15 protein-coding genes are annotated in these 16486 nt (G+C 64.9%); 7 read left to right on the forward strand and 8 right to left on the reverse strand.

Features of this window, described 5'->3' with window-relative positions; genetic code table 11:
* Positions 1-183 precede the first annotated feature (183 nt).
* From dut to ubiE, 4 genes are all read right to left on the reverse strand, one after another.
* Positions 184-642 carry a dUTP diphosphatase gene (gene dut, locus HYH07_RS20460; protein WP_220004192.1) on the reverse strand — a complete coding sequence of 153 codons (459 nt, stop codon included), beginning with the start codon at positions 640-642 and terminating at the stop codon, positions 184-186.
* Complete coding sequence (gene coaBC, locus HYH07_RS20465; protein WP_220004193.1) at positions 639-2099, reverse strand: bifunctional phosphopantothenoylcysteine decarboxylase/phosphopantothenate--cysteine ligase CoaBC; 1461 nt, start codon at positions 2097-2099, stop codon at positions 639-641. Before coaBC ends, dut begins: the two co-directional genes overlap by 4 nt.
* A 69-nt stretch (positions 2100-2168) precedes the next feature.
* On the reverse strand, positions 2169-3743 hold the full coding sequence (gene ubiB, locus HYH07_RS20470; RefSeq protein WP_220004194.1) for a 2-polyprenylphenol 6-hydroxylase: 1575 nt from the start codon (positions 3741-3743) through the stop codon (positions 2169-2171).
* On the reverse strand, positions 3740-4501 hold the full coding sequence (gene ubiE / locus HYH07_RS20475; RefSeq protein ID WP_220004195.1) for a bifunctional demethylmenaquinone methyltransferase/2-methoxy-6-polyprenyl-1,4-benzoquinol methylase UbiE: 762 nt from the start codon (positions 4499-4501) through the stop codon (positions 3740-3742). Before ubiE ends, ubiB begins: the two co-directional genes overlap by 4 nt.
* Before the next feature lie 81 nt (positions 4502-4582).
* On the opposite strand from ubiE, the gene mutM reads away from it, so the two are divergent.
* Positions 4583-5488, forward strand: a complete 906-nt coding sequence (gene mutM / locus HYH07_RS20480) for a bifunctional DNA-formamidopyrimidine glycosylase/DNA-(apurinic or apyrimidinic site) lyase (RefSeq protein ID WP_220004196.1) — start codon at positions 4583-4585, stop codon at positions 5486-5488.
* Positions 5489-5851: 363 nt separating this feature from the next.
* Here the strand turns inward: mutM and HYH07_RS20485 are convergent, their stop codons facing one another.
* The gene (locus HYH07_RS20485; RefSeq protein WP_220004197.1) at positions 5852-6592 is read right to left on the reverse strand and encodes a ParA family protein; all 741 of its coding nucleotides are present in this window, start codon (positions 6590-6592) and stop codon (positions 5852-5854) included.
* A 241-nt stretch (positions 6593-6833) separates the two neighbouring features.
* Here HYH07_RS20485 and ggt point away from each other — a divergent pair, with 241 nt between their 5' ends.
* Complete coding sequence (gene ggt / locus HYH07_RS20490; protein ID WP_220004198.1) at positions 6834-8513, forward strand: gamma-glutamyltransferase; 1680 nt, start codon at positions 6834-6836, stop codon at positions 8511-8513.
* 3 nt (positions 8514-8516) lie between these two features.
* Here ggt and HYH07_RS20495 read toward each other — a convergent pair whose 3' ends face one another.
* Positions 8517-9878 (reverse strand): serine protease, encoded by a 1362-nt coding sequence (locus HYH07_RS20495; RefSeq protein ID WP_220004199.1) that lies wholly within the window; start codon positions 9876-9878, stop codon positions 8517-8519.
* Positions 9879-9969: 91 nt separating this feature from the next.
* On the opposite strand from HYH07_RS20495, the gene HYH07_RS20500 reads away from it, so the two are divergent.
* Positions 9970-10773, forward strand: a complete 804-nt coding sequence (locus tag HYH07_RS20500; RefSeq protein ID WP_220004200.1) for a molybdopterin-synthase adenylyltransferase MoeB — start codon at positions 9970-9972, stop codon at positions 10771-10773.
* A 19-nt stretch (positions 10774-10792) separates the two neighbouring features.
* Here the strand turns inward: HYH07_RS20500 and HYH07_RS20505 are convergent, their stop codons facing one another.
* Positions 10793-11794 (reverse strand): D-glycerate dehydrogenase, encoded by a 1002-nt coding sequence (locus HYH07_RS20505; RefSeq protein ID WP_057752344.1) that lies wholly within the window; start codon positions 11792-11794, stop codon positions 10793-10795.
* Between the two features lie 313 nt (positions 11795-12107).
* On the opposite strand from HYH07_RS20505, the gene HYH07_RS20510 reads away from it, so the two are divergent.
* Entirely contained in the window at positions 12108-12638 is a 531-nt protein-coding gene (locus HYH07_RS20510) for an SH3 domain-containing protein (RefSeq protein WP_220004201.1), read from the forward strand.
* Between the two features lie 150 nt (positions 12639-12788).
* On the opposite strand, the gene irrA is transcribed toward HYH07_RS20510, so the two are convergent.
* Complete coding sequence (irrA, locus tag HYH07_RS20515) at positions 12789-13277, reverse strand: iron response transcriptional regulator IrrA (protein ID WP_057752350.1); 489 nt, start codon at positions 13275-13277, stop codon at positions 12789-12791.
* A gap of 350 nt (positions 13278-13627) precedes the next feature.
* Between irrA and fabA the strand changes: the two genes are divergently transcribed.
* The 3 genes from fabA (at position 13628) to fabI (ending at position 16386) form a co-directional block, all read left to right on the forward strand.
* Positions 13628-14149 carry a bifunctional 3-hydroxydecanoyl-ACP dehydratase/trans-2-decenoyl-ACP isomerase gene (gene fabA, locus HYH07_RS20520; RefSeq protein WP_057752353.1) on the forward strand — a complete coding sequence of 174 codons (522 nt, stop codon included), beginning with the start codon at positions 13628-13630 and terminating at the stop codon, positions 14147-14149.
* A 39-nt stretch (positions 14150-14188) separates the two neighbouring features.
* Positions 14189-15412, forward strand: coding sequence for a beta-ketoacyl-ACP synthase I (gene fabB, locus HYH07_RS20525; protein WP_057752357.1), 1224 nt, complete (start codon positions 14189-14191; stop codon positions 15410-15412).
* A 173-nt stretch (positions 15413-15585) separates the two neighbouring features.
* Positions 15586-16386: an enoyl-ACP reductase FabI gene (fabI, locus tag HYH07_RS20530; RefSeq protein WP_220004202.1), complete on the forward strand. Its 801-nt coding sequence runs from the start codon at positions 15586-15588 to the stop codon at positions 16384-16386.
* The last annotated feature ends 100 nt before the right edge of the window (positions 16387-16486 follow it).

Here is a 16486-nt window from a genome sequence, read left to right on the forward strand (position 1 = left end):
GGGGGAGGGCTAGGGAGGGGGGTAGCTCAGCAAACGGTGCCAGTTGTTGCTGATGCAAGAAGGACGGTGAGCGCTCGAGAGAATCCCAGTGTGGCACCCCCCTCCCTGACCCTCCCCCACAAGGGGGGAGGGAACCGAGAGAGTGCCGCTGTCGATCGACGCGATTGGCTTCAACCGATCGCGCTACCGCCCCGTCGACCCAAACCCGCCGGCACCGCGATCGGTCGACGACAGCGTCGCAACCGGAGCCAGCGCGGCCTGCACCACCGGCGCGATCACCATCTGTGCGATGCGCTCGCCGCGCTTGATCACGAATGGTGCCTGGCCGTGGTTGATCAGGATCACCTTGATCTCGCCGCGATAGTCGGCATCGACAGTGCCGGGCGAATTCAGCACGGTGACGCCGTGCTTGGCCGCAAGGCCGGAGCGCGGCCGCACCTGCGCCTCGTGCCCGGGCGGCAGGGCAATCGCAAGCCCTGTCGGCACCAGCGCATATTGGCCCGGCGCGAGCGTCATCGGCTCGCCCTCCGCCACCGCCGCCATCAGATCGAGGCCGGCGGCCTCCGCGCTCTGATAGGCCGGCAGCGGCAGACCGTCCGCGTGGGGCAGGCGCTGCAGTTCGACCGTGACTTTGCTGCTCAAGATGCCGGCTCCAGTGATTTGTCGGCGGATTTGTCGGTCACGCTTTTGACGATATGCGCGACCAGTTCGATGGCGACCTGTTCCTTGGTCATGACAGGCCAGGAATCAACCATGATCTCGCCGTTATCAGCAGCATTCTTGCTGATCAGGTGCACGGTGTTGCGGTCGCCGCCCATCACGCCGGTGGCCGGGGAAACATCGTTGGCGACGATCCAGTCGCAGCCCTTGCGCGCGAGTTTTGACTTCGCGTTGTCGATGAGATGCTCGGTCTCGGCGGCGAAGCCGATCACCAGCGGCGGGCGCTTGTCGGTCAGCTTGGAGATGGTGGCGAGGATGTCGGGGTTCTCGACCAGCTGCAGCGGCGGCATGCCGGCCGAACTCTTCTTCAGCTTCTGCTCACCTTCGACGGCAACGCGCCAGTCGGCGACGGCGGCGGCGAAGATCGCGATGTCGGCAGGAAGCGCCGCCTGCACCTGCTCCAGCATCTGCCGCGCCGATTCCACATGCTTGACGGTGACGCCGGCGGGATCGTCGAGATCGACCGGGCCGCTCACCAGGATCACCTCGGCGCCGGCGGCCTGCGCTGCGGCGGCGATGGCAAATCCCTGCTTGCCCGAAGAACGATTTGCAATATAGCGCACCGGATCGATCGGCTCATGCGTGGGCCCTGCGGTGATCAGTACGCGCTTGCCGGCGAGCGGCCGTGGCACCGGCGGCCGCAGCAATTTCTCGGCGGCATTGGCGATCTCGATCGCCTCGGACATGCGGCCCATTCCGGCCTCGCCTGCTTCCGCCATCTCGCCGGAATTGGGGCCGATCAGCAGCACGCCATCGCGCTGCAGCTGCGCGACGTTGCGGCGGGTCGCGGGGTTGTTCCACATCAGCGGATTCATCGCCGGCGCCAGCAGGATCTTTCTGGAGGTCGCGAGCAGGATGGCGCTGGCGAGATCGTCGGCATGGCCGTTCGCCATCTTCGCCATCAGGTCGGCGGTGGCGGGCGCCACCACGATCAGGTCGCAGTCGCGGGCGAGGCGGATATGGCCGGCATCGAACTCGCTCTGGGGATCGAACAGATCGTCGTAAACGCGCTCATGGGAGAGGGCGCTGACCGAGAGCGGGGTGACGAATTGCTCGGCCGCCTTGGTCAGCACGCAGCGGACCTCGATGCGCCGCTCCTTCAGCCTGCGGATCAGGTCGAGTGACTTGAAGGCCGCGATGCCGCCGCCGATGATCAGGGTGACGCTGGCCTCAGGGACCGCACTGGAGCGCTGGGACGCCGGCGCCGGGGATGCCTCGGGCGGCGCCGAGAACGGCGTCAGCGGCTCCTCATGGCCCTCGATCAGCTCCCGCAGGATGACCCGGACCTCTTCCTCGACCGACCGGTGGTTCCTGGCCGAGCGCAGCCGCAAATAGGCTTTGACGGTGTCGTCGAGCTTACGGATGGTCAGGCTTGCCATGACGCCTCCAGCACGGAATGATAGCGATGCTATCACTTTCGTGATTGCAGTGCAATCAGGCTTGTGGCGTCACAGATTCCGGACGGCGATCAGGATGCCGATGAAGGTCACGGCGATGATCCAGACCGCCACGGTGCGCCAGCGGTTCTTGCGGCCCTCGCTGCGGCCCATGGCCGCGATGCTCTCCGGTGACAGATGGAGCCCTTCCCGGGTCATGGTCTCGAGCTGCTCCAGCACCGCGACCGAGCGCTGGGCGATGTCAGGCAGGCGCATCAGCACCTTGGCGAGGTCACCGCCACCAGCCAGCGCGCCCTGCACACGGCCAAGAGGTCCGAGATTGCGCTCGATCCATTCGCGCACCACGGGGTCGGCGACCTTCCAGATATCGAGCCTGGGATCGAAAACGCGCGCCACGCCCTCGACCACGACCATGGTCTTCTGCAACAGGATCAATTCGGGCCGCGTCGTCATGTCGAACAGGCCGGTGACCTCGAGCAGCAGCGTGAGCAGCCGCGCCATCGAGATTTCCTCGGCGGTGCGGTTGTGGATCGGCTCGCCGATGGCGCGGATGGCCTGCGCAAAATTTTCGACCGAATGGTGCGAGGGCACGTAGCCGGCCTCGAAATGCACTTCGGCGACGCGGCGATAATCGCGGGTGATGAAGCCGAGCAGGATCTCGGCGAGGAAGCGCCGCTCCTTCATGCCGAGCCGGCCCATGATGCCGAAATCGACCGCGACGAGACGGCCGGCGTCATCGAGGAACAGATTGCCCGGATGCATGTCGGCGTGGAAAAAGCCGTCGCGCAGCGCATGGCGCAGAAAACTCTGGATCACCTTGCGGCCGAGATCGGGCAGGTCGACCTGCGCCTCTGCAAGGCGCTTGTGATCGTTGAGCGCGATGCCGTCGATCCACTCCATCGTCAGCACGTTGTGCGTGGTGCGGTCCCAGTCGACGGCGGGCACGCGGAAATCAGGATCGCCTTCCGTGTTCTCCGCCATCTCCGACAGCGCAGCCGCCTCCAGCCGCAGGTCCATCTCCATCGCGACCGAGCGCGACATGGTGTTGATGACTTCGACCAGGCGCAGGCGACGTGCCTCCGCCGAATAGGCTTCGGCCTTGTGCGCAACGTAGAAGAAATCGGAGAGGTCGCGGCGGAAGCGCGCCGCCACGTTCGGCCGGAGCACCTTGACGGCGACAGGCTTGCGGATGCCGTCGCGCATAACCTCGCCGCGATGCACCTGCGCGATCGAGGCGGCCGCCACCGGCGGGCCGAAGGTGACGAAAATATCCTTCAGCGGCCGTTCCAGCGACGTCGCGATCGCGGCTTCGGCTTCGGCTTGCGAAAACGGCGGCAGGCGGTCCTGCAGGCTTTCGAGGTCGCGCGCCATGTTGAAGCCGACGACGTCGGGGCGCGTCGCCAGGAATTGGCCGAGCTTGAGATAGGCCGGGCCCATTCGTGTCAGCGCGCGCGAGATCCGCGGCCCCTGCTTGGCGCCGCCGCGTTCGACCAGGCGCGCCAGCTTCAGCGCCAGCTGTCCGGGCGGAGGCACCAGGCTCGGGTCGACGGCGCCGAACACGCCCTCGCGCGCAAACACGAACGCGGCGCGGATCAGGCGCGTGATGTGGGTGATGGCAGAGATCACAAACGCCAGCCCGAATGCAGTGCGACGATGCCGCCGGTCAGGGTCTGCCAGCTCACGCGGGAAAAGCCGGCCTCGCGGATCATGTCGGCGAAGGCGGCAGGCTTGGGAAACTTGCGGATCGATTCGACCAGATACTGGTAGGACTCGGCATCGCCAGTGACCATGCGACCGAGCGGCGGGATCACCTTGAACGAGAACAGATCGTAGAGCTTGTCGAGACCGGGCACCTCGACGGTGGAGAATTCCAGGCAGAGGAAGCGGCTGCCGGGCCTCAGCACGCGATAGGCCTCGCGCAGCGCCTTGTCGATCTCAGGCACGTTGCGGATGCCGAAAGCGATCGTATATGCGTCAAAGCTGCGGTCCGCGAACGAGAGCGCTTCGGCATTGCCCTCGACGAAATCGACCTGGCCCTCGAGATGGCGCTTGGCCGCACGCTCGCGGCCCACGGCGAGCATGTCGGAATTGATGTCGCAGACCGTGGCGTGGAAGCCGGGGCCCGCCGCCTTGGCAGCCCGGAACGAGATGTCGCCGGTGCCGCCGGCAACGTCGAGCAACGCGAACGGCCGGTCGCCGCGGGGCGGGTCGAGCGTGTTGATCATGATGTCCTTCCAGACCCGGTGCAGGCCACCGGACATCAAATCGTTCATCAAGTCATAGCGCGACGCCACGCTGTGAAACACATCGTTCACCAGCGTCTGCTTGTCCCCCAGGGGAACGTCTTTGAAGCCAAAATGCGTGGTTTCGCCCGGCCGATCCATTACTCTACTCCGTGGAGCGGACCATAGCCCGCCCGCCGCAATGGCGCTATCACACCGCCTTCATAAGGTGAATGCCTGACCATGCCTGAATTGCCCGAAGTCGAGACCGTCCGCCGCGGCCTTCAGCCCGTCATGGAGGGTGCGAAAATCGTCGTCGCGGAGGCCCGCCGGCCGGATTTGCGCTTTCCGTTCCAGCCCGATTTCGTGGCCCGGCTGCAGGGACAGATCGTCACGGGGCTCGGGCGCCGTGCAAAATATCTCATGGCCGATCTCGGCTCCGGCGACGTGCTGTTGATGCATCTGGGCATGTCGGGCTCGTTCCGCGTCATCAAGCCGGACAATGAGGCTGTATCAGGCGAATTTAACTATCCCAGGGGCAAGGACTCCGCGCATGACCACGTGCTGTTTCGGATGTCCTCGGGTGCCGACATCATCTTCAACGATCCCAGGCGCTTCGGTTACATGAAAGTGATCGCGCGCCATGCGCTTGAGGACGAGCCGCTGCTGCGCGGCCTCGGTCCCGAGCCGCTCGGCAACGAGTTCGACGCTGCGATGCTGGCGCGCGCCTGCCATGACAAGACCACCAGCCTGAAGGCCGCGCTGCTTGACCAGCGCGTGGTCGCGGGCCTCGGCAACATCTATGTCTGCGAAGCCCTGCACCGCGCGCATCTGTCGCCCCGCCGCATCGCGGCGACGCTGTCGACCAAGTCCGGACAACGCAAGGGCGTTGCCGGGGGCGAGCCGACGGACCATGCCAAGCGGCTGGTCGGCGCCATCCATACCGTGCTCAACGACGCCATCAAGGCCGGCGGCTCGTCACTGCGCGATCATCGCCAGACCTCGGGCGAGCTCGGCTATTTCCAGCACTCCTTCAAGGTCTATGATCGCGAAGGCGAGACATGCACCACGCCGCGCTGCGGCGGCAGGATCAGGCGCTTCACCCAGAACGGCCGCTCGACCTTCTGGTGTCCGAAATGTCAGAAGTGAGAGGGATCGCAGCAGGAAGACTGTGGGCCTCTGTAGGACGACCAACCAACCACGTCATTGCGAGCCACCGGGGCCGCGCTTGCGCGGCCCCGGTGGCTCGCAATGACGGGGATAGAGCGCCGTAGCTTGCGAACAGCCGTTTTGCCTGACAAGTCAAACGTCTGCACGCCGTCGCCGCGGCAACGCGGGTGAACGCGGTTCTACTGTGCATGAGGTTGTTTTCGAGATTTGTTCGAGAGCGCGTTCGCCCTCGCCAAAAACGACCGAAGCAGTCCGGCCAGGCCGGTGGCCGGATTGCATCGTCGCTTGGGCTCATTCACCGGATGGCGACGAGCCCGCCAGCGCCTTGAGCGATCGCCCCGCTCAGGACGCCAGAACTGTGGTCTTGTGCGCAGACAGCTCGCTGGCTGCATGCAGCACTTCGTCGACCGCCGACAGGACCTGATCGATCAGGAGATTGCCGGCGGAGAGCTCGAGGCGGGCCTCGATCCAGCGCCAGAGGCCGCGGACCTCCTCGGTCGACTTGCCGCTCGGCGCGAACTCGCTGACGGCGAGGCCCGCGGCGAGCGAGTCCTGGTGGTCGTTGCGCATCACGATCAGCGGACGGGCGAGCACGTCAGCGAGATCGAGCGCGGCTTCCTCGGCGAGCGTGTTGGCCGCGTTGTCGATGCGCTGGCCGCGGATCGGCGTCTGGTTCAAGACGAAGCTGTAGGGGCGCCTCCAGGCGCGGGCGACGCTGACGGTGGAGACGGTCGCCTCGATGTCGGCGACGCTCGGGCGGGCCGGGATCAGGCAGAGGTCGGAGTAGCGGATCGCGGCGGTGGTCGCGGCGGACAGGCCGGCTGCGGTGTCGACGATCGCGAGCTGGAGACCGCTGTCGGCCAGCATCTTCAGTCGCGGCGCAAAATCGGCGGCGTGATAGATCGGCTCGACCACGACATCGTCGTTGTTGCGGCGGCGCGACCAGTTGGAGAGGGTGCCCTGCGGGTCGGTCTCGATCAGGCGAACGGTGAAGCCGGCCTGCTTGGCAGCCAGCGCGAGGCCGATGGCGAGGGTGCTCTTGCCACTGCCACCCTTTTGGGTGGCGAGTACGATCGTGTGCATGGAGAGTTGAATCCTTTGGAGTGCCTGGGTCTTGGGATCACGCCACGCGAACGTGCATCGTTTGCGATGCTGAGCTCTTCTCGCTCAGGACGTGCCCTGCCCGATCCAAAGGGACCGCGGATGTCCGAATCAACGGTAACGATGATGGCAGAATCAGGAATGCCAGCTAATCCGTACCATTACTGGACCCGCAATCCTGCGTGTGATGTGCTCGTTATCGCGAACAGGAAGGACGAGCGGCATGGGCGGAAACTGGCGCGACCGAACGGCAACGAGCTTTGAATGTCAGAAGATGCCGGCGGTCTCGAGCCGCGGCATGGTTGTGAGCAACCACCCGCTGGCGTCCAGCGCCGGAGCCGAGATGCTGGCCGCCGGCGGCAACGCTGTCGATGCTGCCATCGCCACGCTGTTCACGCTGACCGTGGTCGAGCCGATGATGGTCGGCATCATCGGCGGCGGCATGGCGCATATCCGTCTCGCCGACGGCAGCCACCGCGTCATCGATGGCCAGAGCACCGTGCCCGCTTCGGTGCGCGACACCACCTACACGTCGAAGCCGGGCTCGGCCCACGACGTGTTCGACACCGTCGGCAATGAGAACCTCAACGGTCCAAAGGCAGTCGCGACGCCAGGCTCGCTGAAAGCCTGGTGCGAGACGCTGCAACGGTTCGGCACCATGTCGCTTGCCGACGTCATGCAGCCCGCGATCAAGCATGCCGCGCGCGGCTATGCAGTCACGCCCTATTTGCATGAATGCATCAGCGAGAGCGCGGCCACGATGCGCAAGGACAAGCCCATCGCGGCGATCTATTTGCCCGGTGGCGAGCCGCTCAAGATCGGCGAGCGCGTGGTGCAATCAGAATATGCCGAGACGCTCCGTACCATCGGCGATCACGGCGAGAAGGCGCTTTACGAGGGACCGCTCGGCGACATCCTCGTCGACTACATGGAGAAATCAGGCGGCTTCATCCGCCGCAACGATCTCACCAATTACAAAACCGTCGAGCGGCAGCCGATCCGCGCCGACTATCGCGGCTGGACCATTTTGGGCCCGCCGCCGCCCGCGGCCTCCGGCGTGCACATCGCGCAGATGCTGAATATTCTTGAAGGTTACGACATCGGCCGCCTCGGCTTCGGCACGTCGGAGACGATTCACTATCTCGCCGAGGTTTTCAAGATCGCCTTCGCCGATCGCGCCGCGGCCAGCGGCGATCCTGATTATGTCGGCGTGCCCGTGGAGAAGCTGACCTCGAAGGCCTATGCCGAGGAGCGCCGTCGCACCATCGATGCGGCGCGCGCGCAGGCCTTTGGCGCCGGCGTGACCCAGCTCGAAAGCGCGCACACCACCCACATGACGGCGGCGGACAGCTTTGGCAATGTCGTCGCGACCACGCAGACCATCAACAATCTGTTCGGCGCCAAGATCATGATCCCGGGTCTGGGGGCCATCGCCAACAACTACATGAACCTGTTCGATCCGCGGCCGGGCCATGCCCTGTCGCTTGCGCCGGGCAAGCGTGTGACGACCTCGATGTCGCCGATGATGGCGCTGCGTGACGGCAAGCTGCGCTATGCGCTCGGCCTGCCCGGCGGCAAACGCATCTTTCCGAGTGCGATGCAGGCGCTGGTCAACCTGATCGACCACGGCATGAGCTTGCAGGAAGCGGTCGAAGCGCCGCGCGTGTGGACCGAAGGCAACGCGCTCGAGGTCGAGCACACCGTGCCGGAAAGCGTGCGCGCGAAACTCGCGGCGCTCGGTCACAAGGTCCAGCCGGTCGCGACCGTCGCCGGCGGCATGAACGGCATCGCCTTCCACGACGACGGCACCATGACCGGCGCCGCCTGCTGGCGCGCCGACGGCACGCCGGTCGGGATCTCCGGCGGGCTCGCGAAGGCGGGGATCAGGTTCAGACTGAGTTGAGCGTTATTTCCGTACGCAGATCACGCGCACGACGGCGGCTTTCGCATCGGTCGACGTGCCGTTCGCGGTGACGGCGTTCGCCTTCAGGAAATCGCGCACCGTCTCCGCAGAGACCATCACCGCTTGTGACGTCGGCATTGAGGTCGCGGGACCCGCAACCATCGCTGGCTTCGACAAGGCAACACCGACGAACTTGCCCTCGCCGTCGATGGCCGCGCCGCCGGAGAAGCCGACCGCGGGCGGAGGCGACAGCGCGGAGTCGCTGCTGGTCACCGGCGTCAGCGTGCCCTTGACGCTCGACACGCCGGCCGCGCCGCCCTGGCTCTGCGGATCGGCGATGCCGACGACATCGACGCCCGTCTTCGCCGCGCCGCCGGTCAGGCTGAGCGGCTTCAAGCCGCGCGCGCCATAGATGTGCAGCAGCGCGAGATCGTGCTCCTTGTCCTCGGCGAGGCGGTCGGCACTGCCATAGCCGCCGATCGTAATGGCAAGGCAGGCATCGGTGACGAGACGGTCCGCCAGAATCGCGCCGCCGTCGCTGACGACGATACCCGTGCCGTATTCGACCGTCTTGCGCGGCGGCGGCCCGGCTTGCGGCCGCGACGGAAACGCATTGAACGCGCTCGACATCGCGATCACGACCGGCTCGACCGTGTTCTCCATCGCCTGGTCATACAGGATCGTCATGATGCGGACCTCGTCGCCCTTGAACGTGCCGCGCACGTAAAACTTCTTCAGGCCCTGCAACCCTGAAAGCACGAAGAAATCGGGCTTCACCACGGTGTAGTCGACCTTACGCCCGGCCGGCTCCTTCTTCTCGGTTTCAGCAAGTTTTGCGGTGGTCGGATTCGCCTCCTTGCGGCGGTTCAGCAGCACCTGCACCGTGCCGGTCGGTGAGCTCCATTTCGAGCCGTTGGCGTCGGTCGCCTGATTGGGCACCAGCTTGGAGGGAATGCCGAGCCGCGCGCCGCTGGTCGTCTCCGTCACGATCTTCCAGCCGACGCTGTCCTGCTTGCGCCGTGCGGTCTCGGCCAGCGCGGCGCGCTCCTGCGGATTGAGCACGCCGGTCGGCTTGCCACCCTTGGCCTTCTGGTACTCCTTGATGGCGTCAACCATGCGCGAGCTGACGTCGCCGGTGATGGCGCCGTTATATTGGCCGACCCAGGCGAGGTCGGACTGGAGCGCCAGCCGCTCGGCCTGCACCATCGCGTCGGCGGTTTCCGACGGTGTTTGCAGTGCGGGCGGCTTGATCGGAACGGTCTGGACCACCTTCGGCTTGGTGCCGGGGATCGGGGGCGTTGTCATCTGGGCGCCGGCGCCTGTGGCGGACGCCAACATCAGTGTTGCCGCAAGCATCGATCTCATGACAAATCCAGCCAGCCCATTGAACGCGCTGCCATTCAAGCACATCTCGTTGGTCGCGAACAATGTTGGGCTGGTTCAGGAGTAAGAGAAGGTGCTGAGCCCGGACGAACTCGAACGCTATGCCCGCCATATCGTGCTGCGCGATGTCGGCGGTCCCGGCCAGGCCGCGCTGAAGCGGGCCTCCGTGCTGGTGATCGGCGCCGGCGGGCTCGGCGCGCCTGCGCTGATGTATCTGGCCGCCGCCGGCGTCGGCACGCTCGGCGTGATCGATGACGACGTGGTGTCGCTGTCAAATCTCCAGCGCCAGGTCATCCACACCACGCCCGACATCGGCCGCCACAAGGTCGAGAGCGCGGCGGAACGGATCGCCGAACTCAATCCGCATGTTCGCTTCGTCGGCCACGCCACCTGGCTCAATGCCGACAATGCGCTCTCGCTGATCGGCGATTACGATCTCGTGCTCGATGGTTCCGACAATTTCTCGACGCGCTATCTGGTGTCGGACGCCTGCTTCTTCGCCAAGCGGCCGCTGATCACCGCGGCGCTCGGCACGTTCGATGGCTCGCTCACCACCATCCGCGCACATGAGACCAACGCGCAGGGCGAATTCAATCCGACCTATCGCTGCCTGTTTCCGGAACCGCCGCCGCCGGGCACCGTGCCGGCCTGCGCCGAGGCCGGCGTGATGGGCGCGCTTGCGGGCGTCATGGGCTCGATGATGGCGCTGGAGGCGATCCGCGAGATCGTCGGTTTTGGCGAGGGCCTCGTCGGCCGCCTGCTGATGATCGATGCGCGCGCGATGCGCTTCGAGACGCTGCGCTATGCGCGCGATCCCGCCAATCCGCTCAATGGCGATGGGCCGGTGTTCCAGGATCTCAGCGTGCATCGCGCCTGAGCGCGATCAGTTTTAAGCTTCACAGCATGCTCGGCAGCACGCGGTCCGGCGGTTTGTGGGCGTCGAGGAAGGTGCGGATGTTGATGATCACCTTCTCGCCCATCTCGACGCGGCCTTCGATCGTGGCCGAGCCCATATGCGGCATCAGGATCACCTTGCCGGCCTTCGCAAGCCGCACCAGCTTCGGATTGACCGCGGGCTCGTGCTCATAGACGTCGAGAGCGGCGCCGCCGATCTCGCCGCCTTCGATCAGCTTGATCAGCGTGTCTTCGTCGGTGACTTCGCCGCGCGCGGTGTTGACGATGTAGGCATCTTTGCGGATCAGCTTCAGCCGTCGCGCCGACAGCAGATGATAGGTCGCCGGCGTATGCGGACAATTCACCGAGATGATGTCCATCCGTGCCAGCATCTGGTCGAGGCTTTCCCAATAGGTCGCGCCAAGCTCTTCGGCGATCTTCGGGGCGACGGGACGGCGGTTGTGATAGTGGATCTGGAGGCCGAAGGCGCGGGCGCGGCGCGCGACCGCCTGGCCGATGCGGCCCATTCCGATGATGCCGAGGCGCTTGCCGCCGATGCGGTGGCCGAGCATCCAGGTCGGCGACCAGCCGGCCCAGGGCTTTCCTTCCGTCAGCACCGAGGCGCCTTCGATCATCCGGCGCGGCACGGCCAGGATCAGCGCCATGGTCATGTCGGCGGTGTCTTCGGTCAGCACCTTCGGCGTGTTCGTCACGGTGATGCCGCGGGCATGCGCGGCCTCGACATCGATATTGTCGACGCCGTTGCCGAAATTGGCGATCAGCTTCAGCTTGCAGTCGGGCTGGTTGACGATGTCGGCGCTGATGTGATCGGTGACAGTCGGAACCAGGATGTCGGCGGTGCGCGCGGCCTCGGCGAGCCGCTCGGCCGACATCGGCGTGTCGTCGAGATTGATGCGTGCGTCGAACAGTTCGCGCATCCGGGTCTCGATCGAGTCCGGCAGCTTGCGCGTCACCACGACGAGGGGCTTTTTCTTCACCGACATGTCCTGCCCTCATGAGGCGTTGCAGGCCGCCTTTGTCGCCAAAGGCCGGCTGTTGAGGCCTCATTAACCCGGTTGTTCGACACTGGCTTTGCCGTGTCGTCCCCGGCGTTTCCTTCAAGCTTTCCCGAGATTTCCGGCCGGAAAATCGGGGCAAACTGGTTGTTCAAGCGTCCGTCCTCTCTAGCAGAAGGCCGGGCCAAGACAAGTTGGCTTCGGGAACACCCGCGTGGGGCGGGAGAGGGGCGTTGCGCGGCAGGTTTTGGAATTTGGGGTGAGGACCCGGTTCAGCCGGGTCTTCGACAGGAGACGGGTGATGGCGTTGGGGCGTTTTTGTTCGGTGATGGCGCTCGTTTGCACCTGGTGGAGCGCCTCGGTCGGCCCCTCGCACTCGGCCAAGGACACCACACCCCAGACCGCCAGCGGCCTGCCGGTGCCGCGCTACGTCAGTCTCAAATCGGATCACGTCAATGTCCGCGCCGGCCCGACCAAGGACAATGATGTGGCCTGGGTCTACACCCGTGCCGGCCTGCCGGTCGAAATCACCGCCGAGTTCGAGAACTGGCGCCGGGTGCGCGATTCAGAGGGCGCCGAGGGCTGGGTCTATCACTCCCTGCTGTCGGGACGCCGCACTGCGGTGGTCACCATGAAGAACAAGGACGAGCTCGCACCGATCTATGACCGTGCCGATCCCCAGAGCACGGTGGCCGCAAAGCTCCAGGCCGGCGTTGTGGCGACAGTGAAAAAATGCACCACCAGCTGGTGCCACGTCACCGGCAACGGCTTTGACGGCTGGATCCAGCAGGAGCGCCTCTGGGGCGTCTATGCCGACGAGCAGGTGAATTGACGCACCACCGTGGTCCCGGCGAAAGCCGGGACCCAGAACCACGGGCGGAAGTTTGACGAGTACCGCCAGTGATCCGCTCGTCCCGCGGTACTGGCATCTAGGATTATCGATAGATCGCGGCATGGGTTCCGGCTTTCGCCGGAACGACGACTAGCGCTTCTTGCGCAGGCGCACGACCATGTCGATGCGCGCGATCTCGTACCCCTCCGGCACCTCGGGCATCTTGGACAGCGCCAGATGCGGATCCTCGATATCGACCAGCTCGTGGCTGTTCTCGAGGTAGTAATGGTGGTGGGTGGTGACGTTGGTGTCGAAATAGGTCTTGGTGCCGTCGACACTGACCTGACGCAGCAGGCCGGCATCGGTCAGCTGGTTCAGCGTGTTGTAGACGGTCGCGAGCGAGACCGGAACCTTGGCCAGCGTCGCTTCCTCATAGAGCATTTCAGCCGTGAGATGGCGCGCGCCCTTGCCGAACAGCAGCCAGCCGAGCGCCATCCGCTGACGCGTCGGGCGCAGACCGGCGGATTGGAGCATTTCGTTGACGTCGTGCCAGGGGCAGCCGGTCAGGGCCGGCTGGCGGCCGGACAGAAGGGCCGCATGGGCATCTTCGTCGTGACGGATCGCGTTGTTTTCGCTCATTTCCAGAATTCGGGCACGCGTGAACACTATCTGTCTGCAATATATGGACAGATAGATGCAGATGCAAGTTTCTCGCAACTAGACTGGTTCTAATCAGCTGAGGAACCGGCCCGAAGCTCCGTCATTTTACCTTCATGGGACGGCTTTGCTACCCGAAAAGGCCTGTGTTAGAGAGCGCGCGGTTCCGTCCAACCGATTTTGGCGCGGCTAGGCATTGGGGCCCGGCCCGCGGCCGATCCGGCTCTCGGTATTGGCGCCTGAGGACGGCAATCGGTGTTGCCGTCCGAGCAGGACGGGGCCCATTTTTGCCAGAAACGCCGCTCAATCGGGGTTCAAACAGAGGCTTCCGCATGCTGAACAGGCGCAACGGTTACGAATACGAAGATTTGCTGGCATGTGCCCGCGGTGAGATGTTCGGCCCGGGCAATGCGCAATTGCCGCTGCCACCGATGCTGATGTTCGACCGCATCACGGAAATTAACGACAATGGCGGCGAATTCGGCAAGGGCCTGGTGCGCGCCGAGCTCGACGTGAAGGCCGACCTCTGGTTCTTCGGTTGCCACTTCAAGAACGATCCGGTGATGCCGGGATGCCTCGGACTTGATGCGCTGTGGCAAATGGTCGGCTTCTATCTGGGCTGGATCGGTGGCGAAGGTCGCGGCCGTGCGCTTGGCCTCAGCGAATTGAAGTTCGGCGGCCAGGTGCTGCCCGAGGCCCGCAAGGTTGTGTACAATGTCGATATCAAGCGCGTGATGCGTTCAAAGCTGGTGCTCGGCATTGCCGACGGATGGCTTTCGGTCGACGACCAGATTATTTATCGCGCCAAGGACCTGAAGGTCGGCCTGTTCAAGCAAGGCACGAGCCTGGGATAAGCGCATCACCAAGAAGACAACGATTTAGGCGAGGCTGTCATGAGGCGGGTTGTGGTCACCGGGATGGGTATCGTCTCGTCGATCGGAAACAACACCCAGGAAGTGCTTGCAAGCCTTCACGAGGCGAAGTCGGGCATTTCGCGGGCCGAGAAATATGCCGAGCTCGGTTTCCGCTCGCAGGTGCAAGGTGCGCCCACGCTCGATCCATCGACGGTCGTCGACCGCCGTGCGATGCGTTTCCTCGGCCAGGGTGCCGCGTGGAATCACATCGCAATGGAGCAGGCGATCCAGGACTCCGGTCTGTCGCCTGACGAAGTCTCCAACATTCGCACCGGTATCATCATGGGCTCCGGCGGTCCATCCGCCCGCACCATCGTCGAAGCCGCCGATATCACCCGCAGCAAGGGACCGAAGCGCGTCGGTCCGTTTGCGGTGCCGAAGGCGATGTCGTCCACGGCGTCGGCAACGCTTGCGACCTGGTTCAAGATCAAGGGCGTGAACTATTCGATCTCGTCAGCCTGCGCGACGTCGAACCATTGCGTCGGCAATGCCTATGAGACGATCCAGATTGGCAAGCAGGACGTCATCTTCGCCGGCGGCTGCGAGGAACTCGACTGGTCGTTGTCGGTGCTGTTCGATGCCATGGGCGCGATGTCCTCGAAGTACAACGACACGCCCGCCACAGCCTCGCGTCCCTACGACGTCAACCGCGACGGCTTCGTCATCGCCGGCGGCGCCGGTGTGCTGGTGCTGGAAGAGCTCGAGCACGCCAAGGCGCGCGGCGCGCGGATCTACGGCGAGATCGTCGGCTATGGCGCGACCTCGGACGGCTACGACATGGTCGCGCCGTCGGGTGAAGGTGCCGAGCGCTGCATGCGCATGGCGATGTCGACGGTAAAGACCAAGGTCGACTACATCAACCCGCACGCGACCTCGACGCCGGCCGGCGACCCGCCGGAAATCGACGCGCTGCGTCGCGTGTTCGGCGCCGGCGAAAAGTGCCCGCCGATCTCGGCGACCAAGGCGCTGACCGGCCACTCGCTGGGCGCGACCGGCGTGCAGGAGGCGATCTATTCGCTGCTGATGATGAACAACGGCTTCATCTGCGAGAGCGCGCACATCCAGGAGCTCGATCCTGTGTTTGCCGACATGCCGATCGTGCGCAAGCGCATCGACAACGTCAAAATCGGCACCGTGCTGTCGAACTCGTTCGGCTTCGGCGGCACCAACGCCACGCTGGTGTTCAGCCGGATGGACGTGTGACGGCGCACGCTGTCATGCCCCGCCTAGTGCGCAATTGCGCACGGGAGCGGGGCATCCGGTACGCCGCGGCTTCTCGATTTCTCACGACGGTCTCTGGAATACTGGATCGCCCGCCCCAGTGCGCAAGCGCGCACGAGGCGGGCGACGACACCGAATAGTGGAGTTAAGAAGCAATGGAAGGCTTAATGAAAGGCAAGCGCGGTCTGATCATGGGCATCGCCAATGATCATTCGATCGCCTGGGGCATGGCGAAGACGCTGCATGCCCACGGCGCCGAGCTTGCCTTCACCTTCCAGGGCGAAGCTTTGGGCAAGCGTGTCAAGCCGCTCGCGGAGTCCCTCGGCGTGGAGCTGGTGCTGCCCTGCGACGTCGAGGACATCGCCAGCGTCGATGCGACCTTCGCCGTGCTTCGCGAAAAATGGGGCCAGCTCGATTTCGTCATCCACGCCATCGGCTTCGCCGACAAGAACGAGCTGAAGGGACGCTATGCCGACACCAGCCGCGAGAATTTTTCGCGCACCATGGTGATCTCCTGCTTCTCCTTCACTGAGGTTGCAAAGCGCGCGGCCGAACTGATGACGGACGGCGGCAGCATGCTCACGCTGACCTTCGGCGCTTCCGAGCGGTCGATGCCGAACTACAACGTGATGGGCGTCGCCAAGGCGGCGCTGGAAGCCTCGGTGCGCTATCTCGCCTCCGACTTCGGACCGCGCGGCATCCGCGTCAACGCGATCTCCGCCGGCCCCATCCGTACGCTCGCCGGCTCCGGCATCGGCGAGGCGCGCGCGATGTTTGCATTCATGCAAAAGCATTCGCCACTTCGTCGCGGCGTCACGCTCGACGAGCTCGGCGGCTCGGCGCTGTATCTGCTGTCGGATCTCTCCGGCGGCGTGACCGGCGAGATCCACTATGTCGATAGTGGCTATAACATCGTGCTGATGCCAAGGCCGGATGATCTGAAGGCGCCGGAGTAGGTGCCGTAGTGACGTAGGGTGGGCAAAGGAGCGTCAGCGACGTGCCCACGATCTTTCAATCATCGCAACCAAGTGGTGGGCACGCTGCGCTTTGCCCACC

Source organism: Bradyrhizobium sp. BR 10261 (assembly GCF_019455395.1).
In the GTDB taxonomy this organism is placed as follows: Bacteria; Pseudomonadota; Alphaproteobacteria; order Rhizobiales; family Xanthobacteraceae; genus Bradyrhizobium; species Bradyrhizobium manausense.